15 protein-coding genes are annotated in these 14,103 nt (G+C 65.1%); 7 read left to right on the top strand and 8 right to left on the bottom strand.

Features of this window, described 5'->3' with window-relative positions; genetic code table 11:
- Positions 1 to 38: 38 nt before the first annotated feature.
- Complete coding sequence (locus FBZ93_RS17740) at positions 39 to 578, bottom strand: adenine phosphoribosyltransferase (RefSeq protein WP_146987183.1); 540 nt, start codon at positions 576 to 578, stop codon at positions 39 to 41.
- Between the two features lie 144 nt (positions 579 to 722).
- Entirely contained in the window at positions 723 to 2,888 is a 2,166-nt protein-coding gene (locus FBZ93_RS17745; RefSeq protein ID WP_146987184.1) for an anthranilate synthase component I, read from the bottom strand.
- A gap of 344 nt (positions 2,889 to 3,232) precedes the next feature.
- Here FBZ93_RS17745 and FBZ93_RS17750 point away from each other — a divergent pair, with 344 nt between their 5' ends.
- Entirely contained in the window at positions 3,233 to 4,231 is a 999-nt protein-coding gene (locus tag FBZ93_RS17750; protein ID WP_146987185.1) for a VOC family protein, read from the top strand.
- Positions 4,232 to 4,379: 148 nt separating this feature from the next.
- On the opposite strand, the gene FBZ93_RS17755 is transcribed toward FBZ93_RS17750, so the two are convergent.
- From FBZ93_RS17755 to petA, 3 genes are all read right to left on the bottom strand, one after another.
- Positions 4,380 to 5,054: a dienelactone hydrolase family protein gene (locus FBZ93_RS17755; RefSeq protein ID WP_146987186.1), complete on the bottom strand. Its 675-nt coding sequence runs from the start codon at positions 5,052 to 5,054 to the stop codon at positions 4,380 to 4,382.
- A 207-nt stretch (positions 5,055 to 5,261) separates the two neighbouring features.
- Positions 5,262 to 7,331, bottom strand: coding sequence for a cytochrome c1 (locus FBZ93_RS17760; RefSeq protein ID WP_146987187.1), 2,070 nt, complete (start codon positions 7,329 to 7,331; stop codon positions 5,262 to 5,264).
- Positions 7,332 to 7,403: 72 nt separating this feature from the next.
- On the bottom strand, positions 7,404 to 7,934 hold the full coding sequence (petA, locus tag FBZ93_RS17765; RefSeq protein WP_146987188.1) for a ubiquinol-cytochrome c reductase iron-sulfur subunit: 531 nt from the start codon (positions 7,932 to 7,934) through the stop codon (positions 7,404 to 7,406).
- A gap of 278 nt (positions 7,935 to 8,212) precedes the next feature.
- Here petA and FBZ93_RS17770 point away from each other — a divergent pair, with 278 nt between their 5' ends.
- The 6 genes from FBZ93_RS17770 to FBZ93_RS17800 all read left to right on the top strand — a co-directional run bounded on the left by FBZ93_RS17770 (position 8,213) and on the right by FBZ93_RS17800 (position 11,841).
- Positions 8,213 to 8,698 carry a tRNA (cytidine(34)-2'-O)-methyltransferase gene (locus FBZ93_RS17770; protein WP_146987189.1) on the top strand — a complete coding sequence of 162 codons (486 nt, stop codon included), beginning with the start codon at positions 8,213 to 8,215 and terminating at the stop codon, positions 8,696 to 8,698.
- Positions 8,699 to 8,708: 10 nt separating this feature from the next.
- Entirely contained in the window at positions 8,709 to 9,341 is a 633-nt protein-coding gene (gene queE / locus FBZ93_RS17775) for a 7-carboxy-7-deazaguanine synthase (protein ID WP_146987190.1), read from the top strand.
- 121 nt (positions 9,342 to 9,462) lie between these two features.
- The gene (locus tag FBZ93_RS17780; protein WP_021076023.1) at positions 9,463 to 9,828 is read left to right on the top strand and encodes a 6-pyruvoyl trahydropterin synthase family protein; all 366 of its coding nucleotides are present in this window, start codon (positions 9,463 to 9,465) and stop codon (positions 9,826 to 9,828) included.
- Between the two features lie 2 nt (positions 9,829 to 9,830).
- Entirely contained in the window at positions 9,831 to 10,727 is an 897-nt protein-coding gene (gene hemF, locus FBZ93_RS17785; RefSeq protein WP_208764024.1) for an oxygen-dependent coproporphyrinogen oxidase, read from the top strand.
- Positions 10,718 to 11,458 carry an HAD family hydrolase gene (locus FBZ93_RS17790; protein WP_146987191.1) on the top strand — a complete coding sequence of 247 codons (741 nt, stop codon included), beginning with the start codon at positions 10,718 to 10,720 and terminating at the stop codon, positions 11,456 to 11,458. Before hemF ends, FBZ93_RS17790 begins: the two co-directional genes overlap by 10 nt.
- Positions 11,459 to 11,589: 131 nt before the next feature.
- Positions 11,590 to 11,841, top strand: a complete 252-nt coding sequence (locus FBZ93_RS17800) for a DUF2158 domain-containing protein (RefSeq protein ID WP_146987193.1) — start codon at positions 11,590 to 11,592, stop codon at positions 11,839 to 11,841.
- Positions 11,842 to 11,928: 87 nt separating this feature from the next.
- Here FBZ93_RS17800 and FBZ93_RS17805 read toward each other — a convergent pair whose 3' ends face one another.
- From FBZ93_RS17805 to FBZ93_RS17815, 3 genes are read right to left on the bottom strand one after another with little or no spacing between them, the layout of a single operon-like run.
- Positions 11,929 to 13,185, bottom strand: coding sequence for a CCA tRNA nucleotidyltransferase (locus tag FBZ93_RS17805; protein ID WP_146987194.1), 1,257 nt, complete (start codon positions 13,183 to 13,185; stop codon positions 11,929 to 11,931).
- Positions 13,182 to 13,445, bottom strand: coding sequence for a DUF6111 family protein (locus FBZ93_RS17810; RefSeq protein ID WP_050421967.1), 264 nt, complete (start codon positions 13,443 to 13,445; stop codon positions 13,182 to 13,184). The genes FBZ93_RS17805 and FBZ93_RS17810 overlap by 4 nt, the downstream gene beginning before the upstream one ends.
- Entirely contained in the window at positions 13,442 to 14,077 is a 636-nt protein-coding gene (locus FBZ93_RS17815) for a CoA pyrophosphatase (protein WP_433995426.1), read from the bottom strand. Before FBZ93_RS17815 ends, FBZ93_RS17810 begins: the two co-directional genes overlap by 4 nt.
- Positions 14,078 to 14,103: the final 26 nt, after the last annotated feature.

Here is a 14,103-nt window from a genome sequence, read left to right on the forward strand (position 1 = left end):
TTATGGGTCCCGGCTTTCGCCGGGACGACGCGGAGGAGTTAATGCCCCTCGAACGTCATCAGCGTGCGCACCGGAACCTCCATCGCGCGCAGCTTTGCTGCGCCGCCGAGGTCGGGCAGATCGATGATGAAGCAGGCCGCCACCACATTGGCGCCGATCTGGCGCAGCAGCTTGACCGCGCCCTCCGCGGTGCCGCCGGTCGCGATCAGATCGTCGACCAGAATCACGCGCTCGCCGGGCTGCACCGCGTCGGCATGCATCTCCATCTCGTCGATGCCGTATTCCAGCGAATAGGCGATCCGCACGGTGGTGTGCGGCAGCTTGCCCTTCTTGCGGATCGGCACGAAGCCGGCGGAGAGCTGATGCGCCACCGCGCCGCCGAGGATGAAGCCGCGCGCCTCGATGCCTGCGACCTTGTCGACCTTCGCTCCGGCCCAAGGATGCACCAACTCATCGACCGCGCGGCGGAAGGCCCGGGCATCCGCCAGCAACGTCGTGATGTCGCGAAACAGGATGCCCTTCTTCGGGTAGTCCGGGATGGTGCGAACGGTCGCCTTGATGTCGTGGTCGAAGGTCATTGCTGTCTCGCTTTCTCCGCGTCGTCATTGCGAGGAGCTCGCGACAAAATTGCAATGCAATTTTGCGCTGAAGCGACGAAGCAATCCATCTCTCCCCGGATTGAGGCATGGATTGCTTCGCTGCGCTCGCAATGACGGTCCAAATCAATTCACTCCCGGATTCAGCCGGAATGCATTCTCGACAATGCGCAGGCCGACCTCGTTGCCGAGCGACATCAGCGATTCCGGATGGAATTGCACACCGCCGACCGGCAGGGTCTTGTGCTCGATCACCATCGCGACGCCGTCTTCGGTGGTCGCGGTCACCGCCAGCACCTCGGGCACGCTGTCGCGCTCGACATAGAGCGAATGATAGCGGCCGATCACGATCTCATTGGGCAGATTGTGCATCAGCCGGCCGCCGCGCACCTGGACACGCGAGGGGCGGCCATGCGCGGGCTGGCCAAGCTGGCCGAGCTGGCCGCCGAAATATTCGCCGATCGCCTGCACGCCGAGACAGACGCCGAAGATCGGCAGCTGCTTCTCGAGCGCGGTGTCGATGGTCTTCGCGATGCCGAAATCCTCCGGGCGGCCCGGCCCGGGCGACAGCACCAGCAGGTCCCAGCCCTTCTTCTTGAGCATGTCCTGGGCATGGACGTGTCGGACCACGGTGACGTTGGCGCCGACCTGGCGGAAGTAATCCGCCAGCATGTGCACGAAACTGTCGTCGTGATCGATCAGGAGCACGTTCTTGCCCGAGCCGGTGGCATCGGGCGCGAAATCCGACAGCGGCTTCGGCGGATCGCCGCGCAGCGCCTGGAACAGCGCCGCCGCCTTGACCTGGCACTCGCGGTCTTCCGCGGCCGGATCCGAGTCGAACAGGCAGGTCGCGCCGACGCGCACCTCGGCGAGACCATCCTTCATGCGGATGGTGCGGATGGTGAGGCCGGTGTTGATGCTGCCGTCGAAATTGACGCAGCCGATCGCGCCGGCATACCAGCGCCGCGGCGACCGCTCATGGTCCTCGACGAACTGCATCGCCCACAGCTTCGGCGCGCCGGTCACGGTCACGGCCCAGGCGTGGGTCAGGAAGGCGTCGAGCGAATCGAAGCCCGGCCGCAGCATGCCCTCGACATGGTCGACGGTGTGGAACAGTTTTGAGTAGGTCTCGATCTGGCGCCGCGCCAGCACCTTGATGGTACCGGGCACGCAGACCCGCGCCTTGTCGTTGCGATCGACGTCGGTGCACATGTTGAGCTCGAACTCGTCCTTCTCCGAGTTCAGGAGCTTGCGGATCTGCTCGGCATCGCCGATCGAATCCGAGCCGCGTGCGATGGTGCCGGAGATCGGACAGGTCTCGACCCGGCGGCCGTCGGAGCGCACGAACATCTCGGGCGACGCCGAGACCAGGAACTCGCCGTCGCCGAGATTCATCAGCGCGCCATAGGGCGACGGATTGATGCGGCAGAGCCGCTGGAACACTTCCGCCGGCGAGCGCTCGCACGGCTCGGCGAACAGTTGCCCCGGCACCGCCTCGAACAGGTCGCCGCGGGCGAACGCCGCGCGCGCCACTTCGACGGTCGCCTGGTATTCGCCCGGCGCGTGATCGGCAAAGCCCTGCCGGTCGGTCTTGGCGTAGAGGCTCGGCGCGGTCTCGTGCGACCGGCCGGCGGTCGATTTGCCCTTCCACGCAAACTCGTAATTCAGCGCCACGCCGCGGCCGGTGGCGCGGTCATAGGCCAGCAGCCGGTCGGGCACGTAGAGGACGATGTCGCGCTGGTCGGCCTCGCGGGCGCGCTTCTGCTTGAGGTCCTCGATCTGGAACACGAGGTCGTAGGCGAAGGCGCCGAACAGGCCGAGCAACGGATCGGCATTGGAGGTGAACGCCGCCACCATGTCGCGCACCAGCGACATCACGCTGGCACGGCGGGTGCGCTGGTCTTCCTCGACCGGCGCTTCGCCGCGGATGATATGGCCGGCGAGCTCTGTGGCGCTCCGCTCCGAGATCACGACGCAGGGCTCGCGCAGCACGTCCCCGAGGAAGGCGATCAGGACCTCGCCGCGCGGGTTCAGCGCCTGCAACGAGAAGTCGGTGCCCGAGGTCTCCAGCACCAGCGGCGGATCGGCGAAGCCGAGGTCGAAGCTCTCGTAGCGGCCCGGCACGGTCGTGCCCGAGGACAGCACCACGCCGCGGCGGCGGTCGAGCAGCGCGATCAGGTCGTCGAGGCGGTTGGCGCCGCCGGTGAACTGCTCGACCACCCGCGCGACCGCGAGGCCGCCATTGGTCAGGTATTCGCTTCGAGCCGGCAGGGAGAAGACTGTCCTGTTCATGTGATCCTCTTACGAGACTTGCCGAGAGAGCGCCACACAGGACAAACGAAGGGACCGTCGCACTGCGATGGCGACCTTCGACGTTTGTGAAAAAAGAAAACGCACCGGCCACCTATGAGAAGGTGGGCCACCAACGACGGGATGGACTGGCAACGGTGTTCATGGCCGCTACACACCACCCGGCGCGGGCCGTGTCAAGGGATGGCCCGACACCCCTGCCCCAATCCTGGACGCGCCTCTGATCGGCATTTTCGGGGTTTGAAGGGCCGGAAATCCGCGTAGGATTTGCCGAAATGGCGGCCGGCCGGCCGCCCAAAAAACAGACAGATGGCGGAGACGCGCAGATGGCGATTTTGGGTCTCGGATATGCCGGCTTCGGCTCCGACGCACTCGATGACTGGCGGCAGTTCGGCACCGGCCTCGTCGGGCTGCAGGCGATCGAGCGCGGCAACTCGCTGCTTGCGTTCCGGATGGATGACCGCAAGCAACGCATCGTGATCGACCGCGCGCAGGGCGAAGGGACCAGGTTTTTCGGCTGGGAGGTGGCGGACGCCACAGCGCTCGACGCGCTGGCGGCGCGGCTGGAGCGCGCCGGCGTCGCCGTGACATCGGAGCCGCAAACCCTCGCCGACGCGCGGCGGGTGCGCGGGCTGATCTCGTTCCGGGATCCGGCCGGCAACCGTCTCGAGGCGTTTCATGGCGCCGAGATCGACGACACGCCCTTCAAGCCGGGACGCTCGATCTCCGGCTTCCGCACCGGCGCACTCGGCCTCGGCCACGCGGTGCTGACGGTCGAGCACATCGCCCCTGTCATGAGCTTCTATGTCGACGTGCTCGGCTTCGGGCTCAGCGACTACATCGAAAAGCCGTTCCGCGCCTGTTTCTTCCACGTCAATGCGCGCCACCATTCGCTGGCGCTGATCGAGACCGGCAGCAACGGCATGCACCATCTGATGGTGGAGCTGTTCTCACTCGACGATGTCGGCCAGGCCTATGACGTCGCGCAGCAGGAAGACCGCGTTAACGTCACGCTCGGCCGTCACACCAACGATCTGATGACGTCGTTCTACGCCAGGTCGCCGTCAGCCTTCATGGTGGAGTGCGGCTGGGGCGGCCGCGAGATTGATCCTGCGAACTGGACGCCGTTCGAGATGCATGACGGCCCGAGCCTGTGGGGCCACGAGCGCGTCTGGCTGTCGGCTGAGGACCGCGCCGTCGCCCGCGAGATGCGGATGCGCGCCGCCTCGGAAGGCAAGCGCGCGCCGGTGCAGGTGATGGAAGGCAATTTCAGGCTGATGTCGGGAACCTGCCCGTGGTGGGATGGGGTGAAGGCGGAGAGTTAGAACTCGCCGTCGTCCCTGCGAAAGCAGGGACCCATAACCACAGGGTACGGTTATCTGGCGAGATGACTACCAGTGTGCCTATTGCGATGGCCGCGGCGTATGGGTCCCTGCTTTCGCAGGGACGACATCGCATTTGCGGCTGGATCACCTAGCCCAGATGCTTCTTGAAGAACTCCGTCGCCCGGTCCCAGGCCAGTTCGGCACATTGCCGGTCATGCACCGACAGGCGCTGCTCGTTGCCGAAACCGTGGTCGGCGTCATAGCGGTACAGCTCCAGCGATTTGCCGGCGGCCTTCATCGCCTTCTCGAAACCATCGACCAGCGCCGGCGTGCACCAGTCGTCCTTGGTGGCGAAATGGGCCTGCAGCGGAATCCGAACGTCCGCCGGCTTGGCCGCCTGCTCCGGCGGGATGCCGTAGAACACCACACCGGCGGTCAGCTCGGGGATCTTGGTGGCACCGATGATGGTCACCGCGCCGCCGAGGCAGAAGCCGGTCAGGCCGACCTTGGCGCCGTTCTTGGCGAGGTATTGCGCGGCGCCGCGCACCGTCTGCGTCGTGGCGTCCATGAAGTCGAGCGAGTTCATCTCTTTGCCGGCCGCGTCGGTGTCGTGATACGGCACCACCTTGCCCTTGTAGAGATCGGGCGCGAGCGCATCGAAACCGGCCCGCGCGAAGCGATCGCACATGCCCTTGATCTGGTCCTGCAGGCCCCACCATTCCTGGATCACGACCACGCCGGGCGCGTTGCCGCGGGCGGCATTGGCGAGATAGCCCGACGCTTCCTTGCCGTCCGGACGCTTGAAGCTGATGCTGGTACCCATGAGTTCCTCCGCAATGTTTGCCGGCTGATTGGCCGGCATCTTGTCCGTACTGCGCCAAGGAAGCAATCCACTCACCGTCATTGCGAGCGCAGCGAAACAATCCATATCTCGGCACAACGGATAGGTGGATTGCTTCGCTACGCTCGCAATGACAGTAGAAGCAAAAAAGCCCCCGAAGGGGCTTTTTCAAATTCGCGATAGCCGTGATCAGTGGGCGTCGGCCCAGACCTTGCGCTTGGTGAAGTACATCAAGAACGCGAAGATGATCAGGAACACAAACACCTGCATGCCGATCCGCTTGCGCGCTTCCATGTGCGGCTCGGCGGCCCACATCAGGAAGGTGGTGACGTCATGCGCGTACTGCTTGACGGTCGCGGGCGAGCCGTCGTCGAAGGTCACCTGACCGTCGGACAGCGGCTTCGGCATCTTGATGGCGTGGCCGGGGAAGTACTTGTTGTAGTAGGTGCCCTCCGGGACGGTGACACCTGCCGGCGGCTTGTCTTCAAAGCCCTGCAGGATGGCGTCGACGTAGTCCGGTCCCTGCTCCTGGTACTGGGTGAAGAAGTCGATGACGAACTGCGGGAAACCGCGCTCGTAGGACCGTGCTTTGGTCATCAGCGACAGGTCCGGGGGCGCCTTGCCGCCGTTGGCCGCGGCGGCCGCCTGCTCGTTCGGGAACGGCGCCGGGAAGTAGTCCGCCGTGCGGCCCGGACGCTCGAACATCTCGCCCTGGTCGTTCGGACCGTCCTTGATCTTGTACTCGGACGCGAACGCCGTCGCCTGCGCCTCGGAATAGCCGGGACCGCCGGGATCGGCGAGGTTGCGGAACGCAACGTAGCTCAGGCTGTGGCAGGCCGAGCAGACTTCCTTGTAGACCTTCAGGCCACGCTGCAGCGCGCCGCGGTCATACTTGCCAAAGGGACCGGAGAACGACCACGTCTGGGCAGGCGGCTTGTCACCACCCTCGGCCCTGGCGTTCTGGGTGCTGCCGGCGAACAGGCCGCCGGCCACCACCAGCGCGAGCACCACGGAGGCTGCGGTCGCGGCCCTGCCCTTGCTCTTCGCCAGCACGTCGTCGGCGATCGAGTTCGGCACCGTACGCGGCGTCTCGATGCGGGCGAGCAACGGCAGCACGATCAGGAAGTAGGCGAAGTAGCACACCGTCAGGATGCGGCCGGCGATCACATAGATGCCTTCCGGCGGCTGCGAGCCGAGATAGCCGAGCCCGATGCAGACCACCACGAAGATCCAGAAGAACTGCTTGGCCAGCGGACGATACTTCGACGAACGGGTCCGTGCGCTGTCGAGCCAGGGCAGGAAGCACAGGATGATGATCGCCGAGAACATCGCAACGACGCCGGCGAGCTTGTTCGGGATCGAACGCAGGATCGCGTAGAACGGCAGGTAGTACCATTCAGGCACGATGTGCGCCGGGGTCACGCCGGGGTTCGCCGGGATGTAGTTGTCGGCGTCGCCGAGATAGTTCGGCATGTAGAAGATGAACCAGGCGAAGAAGATCAGGAAGCACGACACACCGAACGCGTCCTTGATGGTCGCATAGGGCGTGAACGGAACGGTGTCCTTCTCGGTCTTGGCCTCGACGCCGGCCGGGTTGTTCTGGCCCGCGACGTGCAGCGCCCAGATGTGCAGCACGACCACGCCGGCGATCACGAACGGCAGCAGGTAGTGCAGCGAGAAGAAGCGGTTCAGTGTCGGGTTGCCGACCGAATAGCCGCCCCACAGCAGGGTCACGATGCTCTCGCCGAAATACGGCACGGCCGAAAACAGATTGGTGATGACGGTGGCGCCCCAGAAGCTCATCTGGCCCCACGGCAGCACGTAGCCCATGAAGCCCGTCGCCATCATCAAGAGGTAGATGATGACGCCGAGGATCCACAGCACCTCGCGCGGCTCCTTGTACGACCCGTAATAGAGACCGCGGAACATGTGAATGTAGACTGCGAAGAAGAACATCGACGCGCCGGCGGCGTGCATATTGCGCAGCAGCCAGCCGTAGTTGACGTCGCGGACGATCAGCTCGACCGACTTGAAGGCGAAGTCGGCGTGCGGCGTGTAGTGCATCGCCAGGATCACGCCGGTCAGGATCTGCAGCGCCAGCATCATCGAAAGGATGGCGCCGAAGGTCCACCAGTAGTTCAGATTGCGCGGCGTCGGATAGGCCACGAACGAGGAGTGGATCAGGCCGAAGATCGGAAGGCGCCGTTCGATCCACTTCAAGGCGGGGTTGCTCGGTTGGAAATCAGATGGTCCGCTCATTGATGCGATCCTGAAGAAGAAAAACGACGCGATGGGTCCAAGGGGAAGCCTAAGTCCCGGAGGGTCCGGGACTTAGCCGATCTGGATTTTGGTGTCGGAAACGAAGCTATAGGGCGGCACCGCCAGGTTGGCGGGCGCCGGCCCCTGACGGATACGACCGGAGGAGTCGTACTGAGAACCGTGGCAGGGGCAGAAGAAGCCGTCGTAATTGCCCTCATGGGCGATCGGGATACAGCCGAGATGGGTGCAGATGCCGATCACGACCAGCCACTGGTCGTGGCCTTCCTTGACGCGGGCTGAGTCGGCCTGCGGATCGGGCAGGCTCGAGAGCGGCACCTTCTGGGCCTCCTCGATCTGCTTCTTGGTGCGGTGGCTGATGTAGATCGGCTTGCCGCGCCAGAAGACCTTGATGTCCTGCCCCTCGGCGATCGGCGTCAGGTCGACCTGGATCGGCGCGCCGGCGGCGATCGTCGCGGCGTCCGGGTTCATCTGGGCAACCAGCGGCCAGACAGTGGCGGCTGCGCCGACCACGGCGGCAGCTCCGGTTGCAACAAAGAGAAAATCACGGCGTGTCGGATGGTCCGCCGAAGACGCTGTCGTCACGATTCCTAGCCCTTTCTTTTCTGCAGCCGGTGGAACCGCCCCAGAGACGCTGGGAAGCGCCCCAAGAAAGGCTGCCGGCGCCCGCGGCCCCCGCGGCGGCAGAAAACCGCTATTCCCCACCCCAAATGGCGGAACAGCAGTCCAGAATCGTTCTATTGGCACCCTTGCCGGACGAGCGCAAGCCCGCTATCGGCTCGCACACGTGCAATGCACGAAATCCGCGCCGAGCGATGTTTTATTGAGACAATTTCATCCGGATTTCACAGGTCGCCAGCACCATGCAGATCGCGCTGTTCCAGCCCGACATTCCCCAGAATACAGGGACGATTCTGCGCCTCTGCGCCTGCCTGGACGTGTCAGCCCATATCATCGAACCGGCGGGATTCGACACCTCGGACCGGAATTTCCGCCGCGCGGGTATGGACTATCTCGACCATGTGCGGTTGAAGCGTCACGACTCATGGTCGAAATTCGAGGAATGGCGGGCCGAGGCCGCCTGCCGGCTGGTCGTGTTCACGACCAGGGCCGCGAAATCCTACCTTGATTTCTCGTATACGGCCTCCGATGTCCTGCTGTTCGGGCGCGAAACGGCAGGGGTGACCGACGCGGTGGTGGCCGCCGCGGATGCGCGGCTGGTGATTCCGATCAGGCCGACCATGCGCTCGCTCAATGTCGCCGTCACGGCAGCCATGGCGGTCGGTGAAGCGCTGCGGCAGACGAGTTCAGGATTTGCGGGTTCAGGAATTGCCGGTCCGGCAACTTAAGGAATTTTTGGTGAGCTACGCGGTCAAGGAGATCTTTCTTACCCTGCAGGGCGAAGGCGCCCATGCGGGCCGGGCCTCCGTGTTCTGCCGCTTCGCCGGCTGCAACCTCTGGAGCGGCCGCGAGCAGGACCGCGCCGGCGCCGTCTGCCGGTTCTGCGACACCGATTTCGTCGGCACCGACGGCACGCTCGGCGGCCGCTATGCCGACGCCGCCGAGCTCGCCGGCATCATTGCAGCGCAATGGACCGGGGGCGAAGCCGACCGCTACGTGGTGCTGACCGGCGGCGAGCCGCTGCTGCAGGTCGATACCGCATTGATCGAGGCCCTGCATCGCCACGGCTTTGCGATCGCGATCGAGACCAACGGCACCATCGCCCCGCCCGACGGGCTCGACTGGATCTGCGTCAGCCCCAAGGCCGCCTCCGAGCTCGTGGTGCGCAGCGGGCACGAGCTCAAGCTGGTCTATCCGCAGCCGGAGAACGCGCCGGAGGACTTTGCCGGGCTCGCCTTCGAGCGCTTCTCGCTGCAGCCGATGGACGGCCCCGACGTGATCGAGAATACCGAGCGGGCGATCGACTATTGCCTGAAGCACCCGCAATGGCGCCTTAGCGTGCAGACGCACAAGACGCTCGGCATTAGATGACCGAAGCGTTTTCGAGCGAAGTGGAAACCGGTCCGCGTCAAGAAAACGCGACCAAACAAAGATAAGAGCATGATCCGCTTCAATCGGATCGTTCTCTTCAAGAACTGGATTGTTGAGAGAGATGTGGGAATTGACGAAAGCGTTTCGGTTCGAGGCTGCGCATGCGCTGTCCGGAACGACCTTTGGCGCCGCCAGCGAGGAAATTCACGGTCACTCGTTTCGCGCCGAGGTGACCGTCCGCGGCACGCCCGACCCGAAGACCGGCATGGTGATCGATCTCGGCCTGCTCGAACGCGCCATGGCCGAGGTGCAGAAGACGCTCGATCATAAGTTCCTGAACAAGATCGAGGCGATCGGGGTGCCGACGCTGGAGAATCTGTCGCGCTTCATCTGGGAGCGTTTGCAGCACGCCGGCAAGCTGACCCGCGTCAGCGTCCATCGCGACAGCTGCAACGAGAGCTGCACTTATTTCGGCCCGCAAGGTTAGTCATGCTGCCAACAGACCCCGCCATCATCGAGGACCGCAAGGCGCGTGCGCGCGGCTGGTTCGAGGCGCTGCGCAACGACATCTGCGCGGCGTTCGAGCAGCTCGAGGACGACGCCTCCCCCGCGCTCTATCCCGGCAGTGCCGGCCGGTTCGTGCGCACCCCCTGGGATCGCACCGACCATACCGGCAAGCCCGGCGGCGGCGGCGTGATGTCGATCATGAAGGGCCGGCTGTTCGAGAAGGTCGGCGTGCACTGCTCGACCGTGCACGGCGAGTTCGCGCCCGAATTCCGCGCGCAGATTCCCGGCGCCGCCGACGATCCACGATTTTGGGCCTCGGGCATTTCGCTGATCGCGCATCTGCGCAATCCGAACGTGCCCGCCGTGCACATGAACACCCGCTTCGTCGTCACCACCAAGGCCTGGTTCGGCGGCGGTGCGGATCTGACGCCGGTGCTGAACCGGCGGCGCACCCAGGAAGACCCCGATACGGTCGCCTTCCATGCCGCGATGAAAGCGGCCTGCACCGGACCGAACGGCGTCGCCGACTACGACAAGTACAAGAAATGGTGCGACGACTATTTCTATCTGCCGCACCGCAAGGAAGCCCGCGGCGTCGGCGGCATTTTCTATGACTGGCATGACAGCGGCGACTGGGAGGCCGATCTCGCCTTCACCCAGGACGTCGGGCGCAGCTTCCTGAAGATCTATCCCGAACTGGTGCGGCGCAATTTCGCGGCCGACTGGAGCGCGGAGGATCGCGACGAGCAATTGGTCCGTCGCGGGCGCTATGTCGAGTTCAATCTGCTCTACGATCGCGGCACCATCTTCGGCCTGAAGACCGGCGGCAATGTCGATTCGATCCTGTCGTCGCTGCCGCCGGAGGTGAAATGGCCGTGACCAAGCTGCCGCGCGCGATGCTGATCGACATGGATGACACCATCCTGTCGGCCTATGGACGTCCCGAGATCGCCTGGAACACGATCACCGCCGAATTCGCCGCCGAGCTCGCGCCCCTGCCCCCCGACGAGGTCGCGACCGCGCTTTTGGCTTATGCACGGCGATTCTGGTCGACGGCTGAACCGATCTGGCGGATCAAGCTCGGCGAGGCGCGCCGGCTCACCGTGAAGGGCGGCTTCGCTCAGCTTGCGGCAGCCGGCCATCGCGCGCTCCCCGACGATCTCGCGGACCGCATCGCCGATCGCTTCACCGCCTATCGCGAGGAGGAGATGTTCGTCTTCCCCGGCGCGCATGAGGCGATCGATGCGTTCAAGGCGCTCGGCATCAAGCTCGCGCTGGTCACCAACGGCGCCGCCGACATGCAGCGCGCCAAGGTCGAGCGCTTCGCGCTCGGTCATCGCTTCGATCACATCCAGATCGAGGGCGAGCACGGTTTCGGCAAGCCCGAGGAGCGCGCCTATCTGCACGCGATGCAGGCACTCGGCGTCACCCCGGCCGAGACATGGATGATCGGCGACAATCTGGAGTGGGAGATCGTGGCGCCGCAGCGGCTTGGCATCTACGCGATCTGGATGGACGTGCACGGCGTCGGGCTGCCGGTGGGATCGACGATCAAGCCCGACCGCATCATCCGCTCGCTGAGCGAACTGGTTCCCGCCCGACACGAATAGCTGTTTTCCACGTCAATTCCATCGAAGCCGGCGCCGGCCGTGATTTGACTGTCATCACCGGTCGCTAGCCTGCCGTCCGCGTCAACCAGCGCGAAGGGAATATCATGGAACTGAAACCAGGCGATGTCGTCATGCTGAAATCCGGCGGCCATCCGATCACGGTGGTGGAAGTCGACGAGGACAAGGTCGAGTGTCTGTGGATGGGCACGGACGGCGATCTGTTTCGCGAAACCCTGCCGCTCGTCGCACTCGAATCGACCGAGCTCGATCCCGAGGACGATGAAGAGGAAGACGACGAAGAAGAAGACGACGACGAGGAAGAAGAGGACGACGAAGACGAGGACGACGACGGCGATCGCAAGAAGAAGCGCAAGGCGGCCTAAGATCCGTTGATGCGATGCTGCCTCGCGCATGCGGCATGCGTACGACGTTCGTCACCGTGCCGCCGATGAACTCGGCGGTACGAAAATTCAGAGCCGGTGATCGCGGGTGAAACGGGAAACGGTCTGGTCGGCGATGCCGGACAGCACCTGCGGATCGAGCGGAAAATCCGCCGCGAGCCAGGCATCCTCGGCCAAGGTCAGCACATGCCCCAGCGCCGGCCCCTCGGCGATCCCGCGCGCGATGAAATCCGACGCCCGCAGCGGAAAGTGCGGCGCACGCCAGCGCTGCGGCAACGTGGCGAGCGCGCGCCATTGATCGACGTCGCGGCCGGCGCCGGTTCGCGCCCAGGCCAGCAGCAGGCGGTCGCGGTACGGCTCCTCATCGAGCCGGTAGAGCCTGCGCTTGGCATGCGCCTCGTCCATGCCGGGCAGGCGCCACCAGCGATGGCCCATCGAATCCAGCGCCTTGGCCTCGGCGTTGGAGAGCCGCAGCCGGCTTGCGATGCGCCGCGCATCCTCGGTCACCGCAACCGTCAGCGCTGCGAGCCTGCGCATCGCACTCGGTGCGAGCCCCATCAACCTCTCGATCTCGATCATCGCCGCGAACGGCCCGGTATAGGCGACGCCGCCGAACAGCGGCTGCAGCAACCCGCCATCGCCCATCGCGACCATCGCGCCGGCGGCGCCGTTCGCCACCACGAGCTTGAGCATCTCCATCCGGATGCGCTCGGCCGAGAGGCCGGCAAGTCCGGCGCGCGCACTGACGCAGGCGAGATAGCCGGCGCGATCGACCTCGCCCGCGCCATAGGCGGCGTGGAAGCGGAAGAAACGCAGGATGCGCAAATAATCCTCGGCGATCCGCTGCGCGGGATCGCCGATGAAGCGCACGCGGCGCGCCTCGATGTCGGCGAGACCGCCGACGTGATCATGCACGACGCCCGAGGCGTCGACCGACAGGCCGTTGATGGTGAAGTCGCGCCGCTCGGCGTCGCGCACCCAGTCGCGCCCGAACGCCACCTTGGCCTTGCGGCCATAGGTCTCGGTGTCCTCGCGCAGCGTCGTCACCTCGAACGGCTGGCCGTCGACCACCAGGGTCACCGTGCCGTGCTCGATGCCGGTCGGCACGCTCTTGATGGCAGCCCGCTTGGCGCGGCGGATCACCTCCTCCGGCAGCGCCGTGGTGGCGATATCGATGTCGGCGAGCGGAATCCGCATCAGCGCGTTGCGCACGGCGCCGCCGATCACCCGCGCTTCCTCGCCGTCGGCATTGAGCAGGCCGAGCACGCGCGCCGCCGGCCCCGAAGCGAGCCACGGTGCGTCGGACAACAAGCGCACCTCGCTCATCTCTCAGCCCCCGGCACCAGCCTGCCATTCTCGATGTGAGCGGGAACGTAGGTGGAGTTCGGCGGCGCGCCGGTCAGTTCGGCGAGCAGCACGAAGCTCACGATGACCATCACCAGCGCCGCCAGCGTCAGCTTCATGATCATGTCGAGCGGCCAGGACGCCGGCAGCGTCACGCCGGACCGCGTCGCGATGAGGAAGATGGCATAGACCGCGAAGGGGATCAGGAAGATTCCGATCTCGGTCAACACCGTGCGGATCATGACAGATAGATCCGCTCATACAGCACGCGCAGGATGCCCGCGGTCGCGCCCCAGATGTAACGCTCGGCGAACGGCATCGCATAATAGGAGCGGTCCATGCCGCGGAATTCCTTGGTGTGGATCTGATGATTCTCGGGGTTCATCAGGAAAGCGAGCGGCACTTCGAACGCATCGACGACTTCGGCCTCGTTGATCTCAAGGGCAAATCCCGGCTTCACCTTGGCGACCGTCGGCAGGATGCGGAAGCCGAACGCAGTGCCATAGAGGTCGAGATAGCCGACAGGGTCGATGAATTCCCGCCTCAAGCCGACTTCTTCACAGGCTTCGCGCAGCGCGGCATCGAGCGGCGAGGCATCGGTGGCGTCGATCTTGCCGCCGGGAAACGAAATCTGGCCGGCGTGGCTCGACAGATTGGGCGAACGCTGCGTCAACAGCACGGTCGGCTCGGGATGATCGACCACCGGGATCAGCACCGCGGCCGGCCGCACCGGCTGCTCCTGGGCGACGATCTCGAGCATCCGGTCGTTGCCGGAATCTCCGGTGCGCGGAATGATATGCGGATCGACCAGGCCCGGCGGCACTTCGAAATTGAGCCGCGTGCGGGCCCGCGCGAAGAATTCCGTCGAGCTGATCGTCGCCGGCTTCACCTTCAGCAACG

The organism is Bradyrhizobium macuxiense, from assembly GCF_007993935.1.
GTDB lineage: Bacteria > Pseudomonadota > Alphaproteobacteria > Rhizobiales > Xanthobacteraceae > Bradyrhizobium > Bradyrhizobium macuxiense_A.